The sequence below is a fragment of the Bacillus sp. NPDC077411 genome, from assembly GCF_044543425.1.
GTDB classification, from domain to species: domain Bacteria; phylum Bacillota; class Bacilli; order Bacillales; family Bacillaceae_G; genus Bacillus_A; species Bacillus_A bruguierae.
On record NZ_JBITWA010000005.1, the window covers coordinates 111,030 to 128,529 of the forward strand.

Consider the following 17,500-nt stretch of genomic DNA (forward strand, 5'->3'; position numbering starts at 1 on the left):
GATTCAGAGAGAAGCAAAGAAGATAGGTGGGGGATAACTGCCCGTAAAAGCCCGATTGGGCGGGCTAACCGTCAGTGGGGGATGAAGAAAACCCCCACTGACGGAAGTTTCACTTTATTATGTACAAAAGCGATTGGTTGTAACGAGAACATCGTATGCCCCCTTTTTGTAACCACTTACATTATAATATATTTTCTGAATATTTTCCATGAATAATATTTTAGTTTACATAATAATATTATAAGTTAAACAGAAGAGAGTACGTAGTGCTCTCTTCTTTCTGAAAATTATACAAGACCTGTTAAGCTATACATACCAATTACAACAAACACAGCTGTCGTTTTAATAATTGTAATTGCAAAAATATCCCGATACGATTGTTTATGAGTTAACCCGGTTACTGCAAGTAATGTAATAACCGCTCCGTTATGCGGCAATGTATCCATCCCGCCTGATGCCATTGCAATAATACGATGCATCACTTCTAATGGAATATGGAACTGCTCTGCGGCTGCAATATATTTATCTGCCATCGCACTTAATGCAATTCCCATCCCCCCAGAAGCCGATCCTGTTATACCCGCAAGCACATTTGTTGTAACTGCTCCGTTAATAAGCGGATTTGTAAAAGTAGTTGAAATACCGTCACGGATTACGCCGAATCCTGGAAGAGATGCGATTACACCACCAAATCCATATTCTGCACCGGTATTCATTGCTGCTAACAATGCTCCGCCAATACTTACATTTAACCCTGTTTGAAAGTCTACAAATACACGCTTCCAATTTAAAAGGAGTGTTGCAATAATCCCCATGATAAGTGCTAATTCTACTGACCATACTCCAAGTACTCCAGACAATTCTACTTTCCCAAAACTCTTTAAACCAATAGCTGCAAAATCAAAACCATTTGGATACCATTTTGGAATAGTAATTGTAAAAACTTTGTTCATGACACCAACTAAAATAAGCGGTACGAAGGCAAGTACTTGACGAAGTGGTGTAATTTCAGTCGTTGGGAGTGACTGTTTTACACCTTGTTCTACTTCGACAGATGCCGCCATTTCTACATGTCCATCGTCAAATCCATAATACCCTTCGCCTTGCGCTTCTGCCCTGCGGCGTCGACTTTCTAAATACACCATACCGATTATGAAAATAAAAATAGCTCCGGTAACTCCTAGTAATGGGCCAGCATAAATATCTGTCTTGAAAAATGTTGTCGGAATAACATTTTGAATTTGCGGTGTTCCTGGAAGTGCATCCATTGTAAAAGTAAGCACTCCAAGTGCAATTGTACCAGGAATGAGACGTTTCGGTATATTTGCCTCACGAAACAAATTAGCTGCAAATGGAAAGATAGCAAATGCCACAACAAATACACTGACACCACTATATGTTAAAATAGCTCCCATTAATACAATCGCCAGTATCGTTCGTTTTGCACCAACAATTTGGATAATCGTTTTTGCGATAGATTCTGCGATTCCTGACATCTCAACTACTTTTCCAAAAATCGCTCCTAGTAAAAATACAGGGAAATATAATTTAATAAAGCCAACCATTTTCTCCATAAAAATATTTGAGAAAAAAGGTAATACATAAGTCGGCTCTGTTAACAAAACAGCAAACAGAGCACAAATAGGCGCAAACAAAATAACAGAAAATCCGCGATACGCTACAAACATTAACATGCTAAGTGCCAGTAAAATAATGACTAATTCCATGAGTTCCTCCTTTTTAATTTCCAAGGAAATATTTATAGAATTTTCAGTTTATTTACTACAATTCCACTTTATAACGAAAATCCCTCTTTCAAACTCTAAATCTAGTCATTTTTTACAACGTCTCTATACAAAAAAAGACAAGGTGACAACCTTATCTTTTCAGTCAATTACTGTTCTACCACATAATAAAACTTCTTTATATTTTCTACATCTTTAATCATATGAGTAGCTCCCGCCACCGCTAATTCTTCTTTACTACCGTATCCATACATGACTCCGATAGAATCGATACCAACTTGCCGTGCTCCAATTATATCGTGCTCTCGATCGCCCACCATAACTACATGCTCTTTTTCTAAATCGTGATATGTATGTAAAATATGCTGAATAATATCTGTTTTTGCAATGCGTGTTCCATCTAAATTACTGCCGACAATCTCTTCAAAATAATGTGCCATCTGAAAGTGTTCCAAAATTTGTTTCGCAAATACAGTTGGCTTAGACGTTGCCACAAATAACCGCTTTCCTGCATCCTTTAAATCTTGTAAAACACTAGGAATATGCTCATATACATGATTCTCAAACATTCCCTTCGTTTTAAAATATTCACGGTAATACGTGACTGCATCTGTTACTTGTTTTTCATTCATTCCATATATATTTGCAAATGAATGTTGAATCGGCGGACCGATAAAAGAAAGTAATTTGTAATTATCCTGCTCATCTATTCCCATTTTTTGCAGCGCATATATGACCGAATTTACAATACCTTCTTTTGGGTCTGTCAATGTGCCATCTAAATCGAATAAAAAAGTTGTATACATATATTCTCCTCCACTCACTTTACTTTATATGTTACGATCCAAAAACATGTATTCATATGAATCTCTAAATCTACTGCAAATGGTTCAAAAATAGTTGTAAGTTCTTCTTTCGAGTAATAATTTTTTATAATTTCATATTGCTGCCCACTAGCTAATGAACGGATTTTATATGTATTTTCATCATTCGGCTTAGAAATAAGTGTTCCACCCATTCCTTCGTTATACATATTATCTACCATGCATACAATCGAACCTGATTCTAAAACCTCATGAAACTGTTCTAAAAAGGAAAAAATATTTTCTTTCGGAATATGAGAAAACCAAAAATTTGCGTATGCTCCATTAAATGTTTTTGCTAATTGATTTAGTTTATATGCATTTCCTTGTACAAAAGAAACTTTAGATGGCAAAAGCTGCTTTTCTTTCGCTATCGCAAGTACTTCTTCCGAATAATCAATTGCAGTAATGTACTTAGCCGTTTCAGCAACATATTGCGTCCAGTATCCTGTGCCACAAGCAACCTCAAGTACATCCCTTCCTATAAACTTTTCTTTCAAAACATCTTTTATTTGTATCAGTTCTGCTTGCCTAATAGGGTCTTCTCGAAAATATACTTCTTCATAACTTTTTGCTCGGTTACTGTAATATGCTTTCATTCTTATCCCCCTTACCATTCTAGCCACAACCTTCACTATTTTACAAAAGAATCATTCAAATGTAAATATTCAGTCAATAAGATGCTATAAGTCACCATCAAAACAAAATTCAAGATGTACAAAACCCTTCTCATCATGTATGATTAAATTTATTTTCCAATTTTTAATAGATGGTGAATACATATGACGACAAAATTAATTTTTATTATGGTTTTTACAATGATTATCCATGCTGTGGAAACAAGTTCCTATAGCATTCGCTTAGCTGGAGTTCGATTAAAAAAGCTTGCGGTAGCACTAGCGATTATAGGAATTGTATTACTCGTTTCCAGAACATCGAACCTTTTCCAAGCGGTTATGCTTGGAAATATTGCAGATAGAGCTCGAGCACATGGTGATATCGATATGGAAACTACAATACGCCTTATATTGTTAGCAGCTTCCACAGGAACATTACTTGCACTCTTTTTGTATCCAACGCTTACAAAGTTATTTGGATATGTCATTCAGCAATTTGAAATAGAAGGATCATTCATCCGGATGATGAAAACAATTAATGTGCAAAAACTGCGCTATACAAAAAAATATATTCGATTCCCAAAGTTAGAAATGATTCACCGTTTGCGCGTTGGTGGTATTCCAAAACGGATTATGCTCATTAATATGGTTGTAACAGCAATTTATACCGCTGGCGTACTTTCTGCCTTGTATGCTTCTGTATTAAACCCAACTTATGCTACGACTGCAACGACTGCATCTGGTCTTATTAATGGATTTGCTACCATTCTACTTACAGTATTGCTAGACCCGCAAATTGCCTTACTAACCGAACGAGCCCTTCAAAAAGAAAACGGTACAGAAACAATGGGAAAAATGTATGGATGGTTAATGATTTCTAGATTTTTAGGAACATTACTAGCTCAGCTTCTTTTTGTACCAGGAGCTCATTGGATATTGTGGATTATTTCGATTACGAATTGAAAAAAGATACTCACAACAAATCCCCGGTTAGTGTACCGGGGATTATTTCTCTTTATATTACGGTACTAACCTTGTACAGTCTCTCGGAAATGCACTTGCTTCACGAACGTTCGATAAGTTTAAAAATTTATATACAAGCCGTTCTAATCCAATCGCAAACCCACCGTGCGGCGGACATCCATATCGGAATGTATCGATATACGATTGAAAGTTCTCTACATTTAATCCCTTTTCTTCAAAAGAACGAACTAACATATCGTAGTTATGAATACGCTGCGCACCTGATGTAATTTCTAATCCCTTATACAATAAATCAAAAGAGTCTGTGACAGAAGGATTCTCTTGACTTGGCATTGTATACATCGGACGTGTTTCTTTCGGATAATGAGTGATAAAGACAAAATCGCTATTGTATGTTTCTTTTACATACTTCCCAAGCAATTTTTCTCCTTCTGAATCTAAATCGCCTATCGGAGATTCTTTTCGATACTCTTTTTGTAAAATGGTTTGCGCTTCTGTCACCGTTAATTTTGGAATGTCTGTAATGACCGGAATTTCAATTTGCAGCAACTGTAACTCCCTTGTACAGTATTGCTGTACTTTTTCAAACATATACCGAAGTACATCTGTTTCAAGCTTCATTACTTCATAAAAGTCTTCAATAAATGCAAATTCGACGTCTAAGGAAATGTATTCGTTTAAATGACGAGATGAATTGTGATGTTCAGCGCGGTACACTGGTGCCACTTCAAAAACACGTTCTAATCCGCCCGTAACCATCATTTGCTTATAAAACTGCGGTGATTGTGCTAAATATGCTTCTTTTTCAAAATATTGAAACTGAAATACGTTTGCTCCGCCTTCCGCTCCTTGTGAAACAATTTTCGGTGTGAAAATTCTTGTAAAATCATGTTGTAGTAAATATTCACTAAAGGCATGTGCAAACATTGATTTAATTGTAAAAATCGCTTGCACTTGTTCATGTCGAAGTGATAACGTTCGCGAATGTAACATTTGATCTAAACCGACCTGCAGCTTCTTTTTATTCACTTCAAATGGAATTGGCTCCGCACCATTTATGAGCTTTACATCTTCAACTAATAACTCTACTCCAAGTCTCGTTTTCTCTGTCCCAATTACTTTTCCTGTAACTTGCACAACACTTTCTACTTCTACTTTATATCCAGCCCATTCTTTTTCAAGTACACATTGTATGACTCCTGTTCGATCACGAAGTAATAAAAAGCTAATATTCCCTAGATGACGAATTTTCTTTACCCATCCTTGTAACACAACTGTTTCATGCGGTGTACATTCGCTAATAAGCGACCGCTTCGTTTGTTGACGCATACATTCCGCCTCCTACAATTAATTGTATGATTATAAATTTATTATTATCGTTGTCATCATCATCCACGGCCGCTCACCCCTTTCAAAGAATACAAAAATCCGCCCCTATATAAGGGACGGATTTCACCGCGGTACCACCCAAATTGTCATATTGACCACTTTTTGCCTGATAACGGTAGGTTCCGTTTACTTTTACTAGTTGTTCACGTTCAAAATAACACTCACAGGTGTCTTTCCATCACGCTGCACCGCAATCTTCTCAGCTACCGATTGCTCTCTGTAGATCAGTTCACGATGTACTTTTCCTGCTCATCGCTTTTTATATTTACGGAATATTCTATCCTTTCAAACAATGAAATGCAAGTTATTTTTCTTTATTTTTTCAAATAATTCGAAAGATTATTTCTCTTACTTCTTCTATACATCCGTTATTATCTTGTTATAAACTTTCCCAAAATTCATCAAATATATTGCTTTACATATTTTTTAATACGTATTAAATCTGGGTCCTCTTCCATTAATTCTGCAAAATAGCCGCTTTCATCTTCTTGCAGTACGCGCTCTAATTCAGTGGTCGCTTCTTCCTTTCGATTCAATACAGATAAATAGCATGCTTTATTATACCTGGCATTTAAATGTGATTCATCCATCAATAATACCTCATCCATAAGCTGCAACGCTCTTTCTGTATCACCGTTTAAATGATAGGAAACACCAAGACCGATATATAGTTCATCCTCTTCTGGATGATGCTCTAATCCTTTTTCCAATATAGCAATCGCTTCTTGGTAACGCTCTTGATTACTGTAAAGAGCACCTAAATGTATAAAACTACCACTCATCATTGGAACATCTTCTGTTAAAGCATGGAGAATATATTCTCCTTCTTCTTCCCTTTGTAAATCTAGTAATATCGTGCCCTGCAACATTCGAATCGATGCGTCCGTCGGCCTTTCTTGCAAAATGTGCTCCGTTTCACGCAATGCCTCTTGCAGCCTTTCCCCATTGTCATCTACATGTTCTAAAAGCAGCATAATAAACTGATGTGCAATTTCATAATTCCAATGGTTTTCGAGCGATTTACGTAATGTTTCTATTGCATCATCAATGAGATTGCCATTTACATAAAAGTGTACAAATCGCTGTACCGCCCCGCCGTTTTCTTGATTTAGGTGGATTGCCGTTTCATACAAATCAATAATAGATGTAATAGAAAGTACATCTTGCGCACGCTTTCGAATGCGGCGATACATTTTTGTAAAAAATGCTCCTGTTTGTTCTTCTTGCTCCATCTGTTCCATACATTTTTGTTCAAGTGCGGAAGCTGCATACATAAACGCATAACTTTTTTCTTCTTTTGATATGTCTAAATCTCCTAAACTATCACTTATACTTTTTCTTCGCTTTTGCAATTCGTCTATATACGTTACATACACTTCTTCATTGTGAACATTTTGCATAATAAGCTTTTCAATAACAGGTAAACCTTCTTTTTCATGCGAGGCAAGTAATATTTTCGCATAATGATGTAATATCTCTTCATGATTATTTTCCTTTGCCAGCGCCTGTTCTACATAAACACGTTCTTTCTGGCCATTACCAGATGCCCCGTATACATATGCAAGACTATTTAAACGCCATGACTCAGGAACAATCCCTTTCTTTTTGTTTAAAGCCGCAATCAGTTCCTTATGACGCCCGGCTTTTACTGATATATTCGCTAAATGCTCCATATTTACTAAAAGGGGGGCATTTTTACAACCTTCAAACATATGATGCTGTTCGTTCTCTAAATCTTCTTCAACATAGTAAATTTCAGCCAGTTTTAAATGCGCCATTGCAAAAGTAGAATCTCGTTTCACGCATTGTAAATAAGCTGTTTTTGCTTGTTCCCATTCTTCCAATGTTTTATACGCTTCTCCGAGTCTAAAATGCGGGAATGTATCTTCAGTGATCCACGCCGCTTGCTCATATAGCCAAATAGCTTTCATATAATTTCCAGCCGACTCCTGTAATATTCCTAAATAACATAAATAATCTATATTATGATTATCTTCTTCAACTAAAGTACTTAAAAATGAAATCCCTCTTTGTAAAAATGGTGTATCTTCTAGCTGCGTTACATATATATCTAGTGCATCCCGGAAATTATTTTGTATACAAACGATTCCTTCTTCCATGATTGTTAAAGCCGATTCCACTTCTTTTTGCTCTATGCTTTGATCCATAGCAGCATTCCATAATACTTTCCCGGCATTAATAAGGAAGTCACTATCTTCAGTAAACTGTTTTTTCAGTCTAAAAATATATTGTTTTCCTGTTTCATAGCTTCTTTGTTTCATGTAGACTTCACCTATCCCTATATGACAGGATACATCTTCCTCGTCATGTTGAAGTCCTACTTCATACATGTTCAGTGCTTTTTCATATTGCTCTCGTTCTAAATAAAAGTCTCCTAAATTCGCATATAGTGCAGCTGATTGGACATCATTTTGCACTCCTTCTAGTAAAATCTCTTCTGCTTTTCTTTCATCATCTAATTCTGCTTCATAAATATCAGCTAACATGATATATGGAAGCGGCAGTTGACGATCTAATTCCTTGCCGATTCGCAGTCCGCGAATTGCCGATCTTACCTTTCCTAATTTATGAGCACACCTCGCACGCTCACACCAGACATATCCGTCTCGTTTATATTGTTTTAACAACATAGTAAACACTTCATATGCTTCTTCATCTCGATCTGCATCCATTAAAATAAGAGCATGATTAACAAAAACAAAACGATCTTCGTAACGCCCCGTTGCAATAGACGAATACTTTAGAGCCTGTTCTAAATCACCTAAATACATATATCCAATTGCCATATAACTCCAAGCTACTGGCTGGTCAGGATCTAGCTGGAGCGACGCGCGAAAACTGGCGATCATATCATGATAACGAGATTCATCTAACGCAATGCGTCCTTCAATAAAATGATAGAATGAATTAGAAGTTTTATGCTTCACTTGTTCTAATACTTTATTTGCTTGTTCCAGTTCTTCAATACGCACAAAACATTGCGCTGCATGAAGGTTTACATAATCGGATTCCGGATAGGCATGTAAAGCACGCTTCGCACAGCTAAATATAAACTCCTTTCCATCTTGTAAATCTAAATGCTTAATCGCATATAGCCATGTATACGGATTTTCGTTATGCTCATGTAAAAGCCTTAATAAATTTTCCACATCGTCGTGTTCAGCAAATTCCATGTGATCTGTTAACGAAAAGATGCGACGGAAATACAAATCATCTTCTTCACATAAAGAAGAAAGCAGCTCACTTTTCTCTTTTGGAACAATTGCGATAGATAAATAGTTTGTATTTACATACTGCTTTGCAAATTCTTCATATGTGACAAGTATGCGCTCTGCAAAATTTGGATCTTGAATATATAAAACTTGCAGCTGATCATTATAACCAACTACCAATTGCACATGCGAAACATGATCTATATCGACACTAAGCATAACCGGAATACCCGCATCGATAAATCTTTTATACATGTCTACTGCACCTACAAAAAAGCGACTTTTATAACCAATCCCTTCTACGTATTCAACTGTTTTTGACAACTTCGATCCGATTCCATCAAAAATATGCTTAGCAATTTCATCTTGATTTTCATGCTTTCCAAAAAGCTTCAGCATCATTTCGATACTTGCAGGTACACAGTAGTTATCTTTCTGCACGACAGGTATAATTGGTAACATCACTTCTTTTTGCTCAGCAAAACGCAGTGCGTTGTGATAAGGGGAATCTTTTAAACTATTCTCATTTTCTAACAATGTTTGCAGAGTAGCCCACTCACCTTTCGTATAATAGATTTCCGCCCAAATTTGTAAGAAAAACGATTGATAACTATGAAATGGCAACAACTTTTGAACTTCATGTAAAACTTGGCTCAGCTCATCATATGCTTTTTGATCATATAATCTTTTAATCTTTTCTAAATAAAAGAACGGAACTTGGGGAAATTTCTTCATCGCTTCCGTAATGATTTGTAATGATTCTTCATGTTCCCCTTTCATAGAATGTAGCTCAGCCAATAAATATGTTGACGTATCTGCGCATTCTTCATAATTCATTCCTTTTCGAAGTACTTCTTCTGCCTTTAGCCAATCGCCTTTAAATAAATAGAAGTAACCCCATTTATCAAAAATCGGAATTTCACTTAACTCTTCTGCTTTCTTCATATATGTATAAGCTTCCTCATAACGACGCATTTCCAGTATGCAGCGTGCCAATACGAAATATGTCTTTGCAAGGTGCTCTTTTTTAACAGAATTCCCTTTTTTTCGCAATGCCTCTTTTAACAAATCTTCTGCATCTAATGATTTTCGTTCATCAATTAAATCATCACAAAACCAAGTAAGAGTACGAAAACTGTTAAAACGACGATGCGCATACCGCACCATAAATCTACTATAAGCTGGCATTAACCCTTCATCCAACAATTGAATAAGTGTATAAAAATCTTCTTCTGAAGAAATTTGACCGAGCCATTTTTTCATATATGAAAGAGATTTTCTTGCTCTTATTTCCTCAATTTCCTTTTGAATTTCCGATAAACCATTTGAAAATTCTTTCCTTTTTACGTATACCCTTAATTTCTCAAAGTCTCGCATCTTTTCACTCCATTCTTTTTTCATAATTTTATATACTAGTTATAGAACTTACAATGCTTTTTCACAGTTTCTTCAAAAGAAAAAAAACAGAGCGTATACTCTGTTTTTCTTATCTTATATCTCGTTCGCTCTAAGATGAATCAACATATGCTTATTCCCTACTTGGATTTGCTTTGCTTGTTGCATCGATTCCTTGATGAATAATTGTTTCATAAGTAAGTTTTCTTGTAGTAATTCTTTATACTTCATAATTACATTCTGTAATTCCTCGTCACATTCAACTTCAATGTCTACTCGCAAATTTACTGGTAAATTCAATTGTTTTCGATATTCCTGTACAGCGCGAATAAATTCTCGCGCCGTTCCTTCCTGCAGCAATTCATCCGTTACATTCGTATCCATCATAACGGTATATAATCCATTCGTAGCATCAGCAAATCCTGTTTTCGGCACTTTTTCAACAAACACATCGTCTAATGTTACTGTTACAGCTTCTCCAGACGACATTTGACATGCTCCCTTTTGATCCTCTATAAACACTTTTACTTCTTCACTAGATAAATTTTGCAGCCAATGATTTACCGTATTGATTTGTTTTCCAAATTTCGGTCCTGCTTGTTTAAAATTTAGTTTTAACTGATATGACATATACTCCGCTTCGCTATGTTCGATCGTAACTTCTTTCACGTTAAGCTCATCCATTATAATCTCTTTATAAGAATCCCAATCCATTTCTTGCTTCGCATTCTCAAATACAACAAGTTTTGCTAATGGTTGTTTTACTTTTAGTGTATGTTGATTACGAATGCTACGTCCAAGCTCAACTACTTGCAAAACAGCTGCCATCTCTCTTTCAAGCTGTTTCTGAATTAGCGCTTCTTCACATACTGGATAATCTGCTAAATGAACACTACTGCCTTCTAAATTAAAATGAATATCTTCTGCTAAAAATGGTGTGAACGGCGCAAGTAGCTTACTAAGCGTAACAAGTACTTCGTGAAGTGTATCGTATGCTGCTGCTTTTTCAGCATTCATACCAGATGCCCAAAAACGACTACGGGAACGTCTTACATACCAATTACTTACCTCTTCAACTAATACGGCTATTTCACGCGCAGCTGTTGTAAATTGATAATCCTCTAAAGCAATGCTTACTTTTTGAATCGTACTATGCAATCTTGATAATACCCATTCATCCAATTTTGTTTTCTTTGTACTATATTCCTGTTTTGGATTGTATCCATCTAAATTCGCGTACAATACATAAAAACTGTATACATTTAACAACGTATCAACGAGTTTCGACTTTGCTTCTTGTACAGTTCGTTCTGAAAATCGCTTTGGATTCCACGGCGCACTATCTACAAGAAGTGCCCACCGCAGGGCATCCGCTCCAAATTTCTCTACTAAATCTACTGGATCTAACGCATTCCCTTTACTTTTAGACATTTTTTGCCCATTTTCATCTAACACATGCCCAAGTGATAATACACGCTTATACGGTGCTCTTCCAGTGTACAGAGTAGATACTGCAAGTAGACTATAAAACCATCCGCGCGTCTGATCAATTCCTTCAGCAATAACATCCGCTGGAAACTGTTCTTCAAATAACTCTTTATTTTCAAATGGATAATGATACTGAGCAAATGGCATCGAACCGCTATCAAACCAAACGTCAATTACTTCTGGCGTACGATTCATCGTCTCACCACATTTTGAACACTTTACCTTCACTTCATCCATATATGGCTTATGCAACTCAATATTTTCATCTACAGCGCTAATCGCAAAATTTCTAAGTTCTTCAATACTTTTCGGTGCAAATTGATGATGACATCCATCGCACTCCCATACGTTAAGCGGCGTACCCCAATATCGTTTTCGGCTAATGTTCCAATCAACCATATTTTCTAAAAAATTACCGAACCGGCCATGTTGAATATGCTCTGGATGCCATGTTACTTCATTATTATTTTGTAAAAATTGCTCTTTTAAAGCAGTTGTTCGAATGAACCAACTTTCATTTGCGTAATAAAGTAACGGTGAATCACAGCGCCAACAATGCGGATAACTATGCTCATACTTCTCCTTATGATAAAGAAGACCATGCTCAGCTAAATAGCGAACAATATCAACATCACACTCTTTTACAAATTTCCCTTGTAAAAAAGGAACATCAGATGTGTATTCTCCCTTCTCGTTTACAACATTCACAAATGATAGACCGTGTTCTTGAACCACTTTATAATCATCTTCTCCGTAAGCAGGTGCGATATGAACAATTCCTGTACCGCTATTGGCTGTGACAAAATCAGCATTTACTACACAATGACCATTTGTAACTTCTGCAAATTGAAATGGTGGTACATAAGAAAGACCTATTAACTCGCTTCCCCTGTGAACAGATAACACTTTATACTCTTGCTGCAGTACATCTTCCACTAACTCTTTCGCAACAATATAAACATCATCCCCTTGCTGCGCCCTCACGTATTCCATCTCAGGATGAACTGCTAACGCTACATTAGCGGGAAGCGTCCACGGCGTCGTTGTCCAACCGAGAATATACTCGTTTTCCTGATCTGCAAGCTGAAATTTAACTGTTGCACTTAAATCCTTCACTGTTTTATATCCTTGCGCCACCTCATGTGAGCTTAACGACGTTTGACAGCTTGGGCAATAAGGAGAAACGCGGTGACCTTTATATAACAATCCTTTTTCATGAATCGTTCCAAGAACATGCCAAACACTTTCAATATAGGAATTATCTAACGTGATATACGGCGTATTCATGTCAACCCAGTAACCAATACTCTCTGTAAACTCACGCCACTGCTTTTCATACGTAAATACACTCTCTTTACATTTGGCTAGAAAGGCTTCTACACCGTACTTTTCAATATCATGTTTCCCAGAAATGCCAAGCTGCTTTTCAACACCTAATTCCACTGGTAATCCATGTGTATCCCATCCAGCCTTACGCAGCACTTTATATCCTGTCATCGTTTTATATCTTGCAACCAAATCTTTAATGGTTCGCCCTAAGGCATGACCGACATGCGGAAGCCCATTCGCAGTTGGCGGTCCTTCATAAAATACGAAAGATTGTGCACCTTCACGATTTCGAATCGATTGCATAAAGGTATCCTGTTCATTCCATTGCTTACGAATTCGTGCTTCTCTCCTTACAGCTAATTCTTTCACATCTACCTTCTTCATCTACAATCACTCCTTAAGAAATAATTAAAAGTACACAAAAAACCCGTCCCTATCATTAGGGACGGGTTTACCCGCGCTACCACCCTACTTCTATTGATCAATGGCTCATCAATAGCACTCAGCAACGTACAATCATACGCGTTCCTTGTAACGGTAGACAACCGTTCGAACTTACTATGTTCAGCTCGACTCCTCGGAGATGATTTTCAAACATATACCGAACACCGGCTTTCAGCACAGCACCGGCTCTCTGGGGAACAGTGATATATTTTACTTGTTCTCGTCATCAGATTTGTATACTTTTGTTAACAGTTATTTTATTCCAATGCACTATCAATTGTCAATCATTTTAGAATGTTTTTTAAATTATATTTATTTAAATTCTACACTTATTGGAATGTGACATGCATAACAGCATGCCGCATGGTTAAACTACTGAAAGAGCTAAACATGTTTATTATTAGGAAAAGTGGTGTTTTTTATGTCAGATCTTTTAGAGCCAATCGAGTATGAAACAGGTACAGCGATTCAAACCTTTAACATTATAGAAACAAACGTTACTACTGATGGGTATGAGGTTCTGTTGAATATTGATTTAGACAGCGGTTACGAATTAGAAAATGTCAAAATGCAAATTACCTATGAAGAATTAGCAGGGTATGAAACAACCGATATCCATGAAGGGGTAAAATATGCTTTAGGATTTTTTAATCATTAATTATATGATATTTGTACTTTCCCATTAGCCTCCTAATGAATTTGGACACTTATTAAGAATCGTTTTATTCTTAATATCACCAAACAAGGGGGCATTTATTATGCAAAGAAGAACGCATTCTATAGAATGTAAACACTAGATACCTCAAGAAACAATCTGAGATTAAAGATAATATGTGTCCAAATTTATATAAACCTGTTTTAATATTTCGACATATAAGTCGCTGCTATGCAGAATACATTATGACCTGCACTTGCTTGCTCCCTTTGTTTTAAACCATTGCACGTGGCAGGAAAAGGCCCTGACCGCTCCTATGCACGGCCAGATGCTCTCGTCCTCCCATAAAAAGAAAGGGGTTTTATGTTGGTTTTTTAACTCATATTTTCTTGTTTCCATACATCCATATAAAAAGGTAGAGTTATTTTTAAACTCTACCCAATACTTTAATATGAAATTGCTCGTCTATTTTGAGTAGACCAATTGTTATAAAAGTCAGACCAATACATAGAAGCATTTTTCTCACCAGTCCAAGGATCGTTATAATAAAAATTGTTTTCATCATACCCTACAAGCGTAATAGCGTGAACTGTAAAACCATGCATAGTCATCCAAGCTACAACAGGTTTCCCAGCATCTAATTGTCTTTTTATATCTTGCCCAGTTAAATTTATTGAACTACCTGCGTATTTACGTACTAAATCCATTAGAGCAGGTGGATATATAGTCCAACCTCTACCAAAAGGGTTTCCTACAAAACCTAGATTTGGATCAAAACTAGAATACGGCATTTCGTATGCAAGTTGAACTTTATCTACGTTCGCACCTGCATATTGTAACATCATAGTTACAGAAGTTATCTCACAACCAGATACTAAATTTCTTGATGGCATATAAGGATCACGTTGGCTAATAATCGGCACATCCATATGTGGATAAGTAGAACCTTGAACAACAGCTCTACTATCTATCCAATTTAAACCACCCTTATTGTCTCTAAAAGCATACCATGTTACACCGTTGTAATTTACAGATAATTTTACATTTAAGTTCTTATTAGCAAAATTAGAAGCAAAGCCAATATAAGATGCGTTTTGCATACCATAAGGTCTTGACCATACAGTATGACCCTCAGGATTTGATACATGATACGTTTCATTCATTTCTATTATATTAGATGCACTAGAAATTGCTCTGGAGTCAACCCAACCCTCTTCATTGTTACCAATTTTAAAGTTATACCAAAGTACTCCATCTTTTTCCGTACTACGAATGATTTGAATTGGTTGATTTATGTACTTTACAGCAGGGTTAACATATTTAGCACTACTTTCACCATAAGGTAAAGTCCATACAATATGACCATTAGTGTCTCCAATCATTGCAGTTCTATCTTCATTCTGTATTGTAAGATTTGCTAATGTTTTTGCATCAACCCACCCTAACACTCTATCACCTAACTTGATTTTATCCCAAGTTACACCCCATTTTTTTACACTCTGTATAATTTGAACTTGTTTATAACTATAATCACTAACAGGCGCAATCCAATTTGCACCGTATTCTCCATATGGTACACTCCAAATACCGTCAGAAGGTTTTATAGAACCGCTTATTGTTAAGGTACTATTTTCAATTTGTACGTTTTCTAAATCCGTTACAACTCTATCACCATCTATCCAACCAATTAACTTACCGTCTTTACTTATGTGATACCAATTTGTGTTTCCTATTTTTACAGTTCTTATTACTTGTACAGTTTGATATGTATAATCATTTGTAGAACCTAAATATCTAGCACCAATGATACCGTACGGCGTTGACCATATCCCATTACCATTTGTATTTCCAATCATTACATTGAAATTAACAGAAGTCGATTGTCCTTTATCTAATGCTTTATCATCAATCCATCCGATAACTTGACCATTTAAACTAAATTTATACCATGTCGCATTTCCAAAAGTTACTTTTTTTATTAATTTAATGTTTTGGTAAGCGTATTTATCTGATAAGTCTATGTAGTTTGCACCGCTAATACCATAAGGTACAGACCATATACCATTATTTGATGTTGCACCCATTACGGCGTTTTCATCTATTTCTTGTACGTTTGTCAAATCAGTTAACACTCTACTATCAAGCCAACCGATTGTTTGTCCGTCTACACTAAATTGATACCATACTATATTGTTTACTGTCATTTTTTGAATCAGCTGAACTTCTTTTCCTACATACTTATTTGTGGAATCAACATAGTTTGCACCTTGTAATCCATATGGTACAGACCAAATGCCATTACCTTGTGAAAACTTAATAAATTGAGTCTCTTGTACTGTTGTTGCACTAGATTGTGAGGTAGATGGTTGACTAACATTCTCTTGTGGATTAGATGATTTAACCTCATTACTTTCTATGTTATACGATTTGGCACTGCTATCTTGTTGATTATTTGAATGTACATCTCTATCTTGTACATTTTCTAACTTACTATCATTATCTTTCTGGGTATCTGATTTTATATTACTGCCTTGTAAGTTTTGTGAATTATCTATTTTAAAACTATTATCTTGTGATTGATCTTGTAAATTATTTGATTTAATATCTTCACCCTGTAAGTTATCAGCTTTTATAAACGTTGGTTCTGCTAACAATAAACATACGCCAGTTACTCCTATCACCGCAACTGATTTACTACGTACCTTTAACTTATTATTTTCACTCATAATCTTATCTCCTATTAAATTTAAATTGTAAGTTTAATTGATTTATCCCGCATTAACGGGCAGTAAGCCCCCCCCCCTCAAGAGTGGGAGAGAATCGAAGAAGATAGGTGGGGGATAACTGCCCGTAAAAGCCCGATTGGTTCAACTAACCATCAGTGGGGGATGAAGAAAACCCCCACTGATGGAAGTTTCACTTTATTGTTGTCTTATTCAAATACTTAGAGAGTATGCACTATTTTGTGTAAATAAAAACAAAAAAAAAGACCTTTTCTTAATAGAATTGGGTTACCGCAAAAATTCATAGAAAAGAGCTTTCCTATGAATCAGTTTACATCAAAAATCATGGAAGCACTAGTCCAAAACAAGATATTACAGAGATTTTCATGGGCACTTAGAAAAAGCCGCGAATACACTACTAGTAGCAGAATTAACAGTTTTTTTAGACTATGCAAAATTACACAAAATATAAAGAAGACTACATACAAATAATTTTCCCGTGCTCAGATTTTCTCATAATCCCTGCTTAGTATGACATATGTCATATACAATACTTAATAAATATTGTAATTTATTAAGTGTCGTAAAACATAGAAGATATTTTATTTATAACCTAGCGCTTTAACGTATGACAG

General features: G+C 36.0%; 9 protein-coding genes and 2 other annotated features. Of the genes, 2 read left to right on the forward strand and 7 right to left on the reverse strand.

The annotated features are described in order from the left end of the window. Nucleotides 1-287 precede the first annotated feature (287 nt). The 3 genes from ACIGHG_RS09145 to ACIGHG_RS09155 form a co-directional block, all read right to left on the reverse strand. The gene (locus ACIGHG_RS09145) at nucleotides 288-1,727 is read right to left on the reverse strand and encodes a GntP family permease (protein WP_396548179.1); all 1,440 of its coding nucleotides are present in this window, start codon (nucleotides 1,725-1,727) and stop codon (nucleotides 288-290) included. A 167-nt stretch (nucleotides 1,728-1,894) separates the two neighbouring features. Beyond that, nucleotides 1,895-2,551 (reverse strand): HAD family hydrolase, encoded by a 657-nt coding sequence (locus ACIGHG_RS09150; protein ID WP_336472705.1) that lies wholly within the window; start codon nucleotides 2,549-2,551, stop codon nucleotides 1,895-1,897. A 14-nt stretch (nucleotides 2,552-2,565) separates the two neighbouring features. Next, nucleotides 2,566-3,207 (reverse strand): class I SAM-dependent methyltransferase, encoded by a 642-nt coding sequence (locus ACIGHG_RS09155; protein ID WP_336472706.1) that lies wholly within the window; start codon nucleotides 3,205-3,207, stop codon nucleotides 2,566-2,568. A gap of 183 nt (nucleotides 3,208-3,390) precedes the next feature. Here ACIGHG_RS09155 and ACIGHG_RS09160 point away from each other — a divergent pair, with 183 nt between their 5' ends. After that, nucleotides 3,391-4,188 carry a lipid II flippase family protein gene (locus ACIGHG_RS09160; RefSeq protein WP_336472707.1) on the forward strand — a complete coding sequence of 266 codons (798 nt, stop codon included), beginning with the start codon at nucleotides 3,391-3,393 and terminating at the stop codon, nucleotides 4,186-4,188. 57 nt (nucleotides 4,189-4,245) lie between these two features. Here ACIGHG_RS09160 and aspS read toward each other — a convergent pair whose 3' ends face one another. The 3 genes from aspS to ileS form a co-directional block, all read right to left on the reverse strand. Further along, a complete protein-coding gene (gene aspS, locus ACIGHG_RS09165; protein WP_396548181.1) occupies nucleotides 4,246-5,538 on the reverse strand; it encodes an aspartate--tRNA(Asn) ligase in 1,293 nt (430 codons plus the stop codon). 109 nt (nucleotides 5,539-5,647) lie between these two features. Next, nucleotides 5,648-5,860, reverse strand: a binding site (T-box leader). 139 nt (nucleotides 5,861-5,999) lie between these two features. Continuing rightward, a complete protein-coding gene (locus ACIGHG_RS09170) occupies nucleotides 6,000-10,232 on the reverse strand; it encodes a tetratricopeptide repeat protein (protein WP_396548183.1) in 4,233 nt (1,410 codons plus the stop codon). A gap of 90 nt (nucleotides 10,233-10,322) precedes the next feature. Next, a complete protein-coding gene (gene ileS, locus ACIGHG_RS09175; protein ID WP_396548185.1) occupies nucleotides 10,323-13,427 on the reverse strand; it encodes an isoleucine--tRNA ligase in 3,105 nt (1,034 codons plus the stop codon). 54 nt (nucleotides 13,428-13,481) lie between these two features. Further along, nucleotides 13,482-13,723 (reverse strand) — a binding site (T-box leader). A gap of 185 nt (nucleotides 13,724-13,908) precedes the next feature. On the opposite strand from ileS, the gene ACIGHG_RS09180 reads away from it, so the two are divergent. After that, nucleotides 13,909-14,145, forward strand: coding sequence for a hypothetical protein (locus ACIGHG_RS09180; RefSeq protein WP_336472711.1), 237 nt, complete (start codon nucleotides 13,909-13,911; stop codon nucleotides 14,143-14,145). 443 nt (nucleotides 14,146-14,588) lie between these two features. On the opposite strand, the gene ACIGHG_RS09185 is transcribed toward ACIGHG_RS09180, so the two are convergent. Next, nucleotides 14,589-16,823, reverse strand: coding sequence for a GW domain-containing glycosaminoglycan-binding protein (locus tag ACIGHG_RS09185; RefSeq protein ID WP_396548187.1), 2,235 nt, complete (start codon nucleotides 16,821-16,823; stop codon nucleotides 14,589-14,591). Nucleotides 16,824-17,500 lie beyond the last annotated feature (677 nt).

Excerpts from the sequence above, each read along its gene's own strand:
- ACIGHG_RS09180 (WP_336472711.1), top strand. The coding sequence starts at position 13,909 with ATGTCAGATCTTTTAGAGCCAATCGAGTATGAAACAGGTACAGCGATT.
- aspS (WP_396548181.1), bottom strand. The coding sequence starts at position 5,538 with ATGCGTCAACAAACGAAGCGGTCGCTTATTAGCGAATGTACACCGCAT.
- ACIGHG_RS09150 (WP_336472705.1), bottom strand. The coding sequence starts at position 2,551 with ATGTATACAACTTTTTTATTCGATTTAGATGGCACATTGACAGACCCA.
- ACIGHG_RS09155 (WP_336472706.1), bottom strand. The coding sequence starts at position 3,207 with ATGAAAGCATATTACAGTAACCGAGCAAAAAGTTATGAAGAAGTATAT.
- ACIGHG_RS09160 (WP_336472707.1), top strand. The coding sequence starts at position 3,391 with ATGACGACAAAATTAATTTTTATTATGGTTTTTACAATGATTATCCAT.
- ACIGHG_RS09170 (WP_396548183.1), bottom strand. The coding sequence starts at position 10,232 with ATGAAAAAAGAATGGAGTGAAAAGATGCGAGACTTTGAGAAATTAAGG.
- ileS (WP_396548185.1), bottom strand. The coding sequence starts at position 13,427 with ATGAAGAAGGTAGATGTGAAAGAATTAGCTGTAAGGAGAGAAGCACGA.
- ACIGHG_RS09145 (WP_396548179.1), bottom strand. The coding sequence starts at position 1,727 with ATGGAATTAGTCATTATTTTACTGGCACTTAGCATGTTAATGTTTGTA.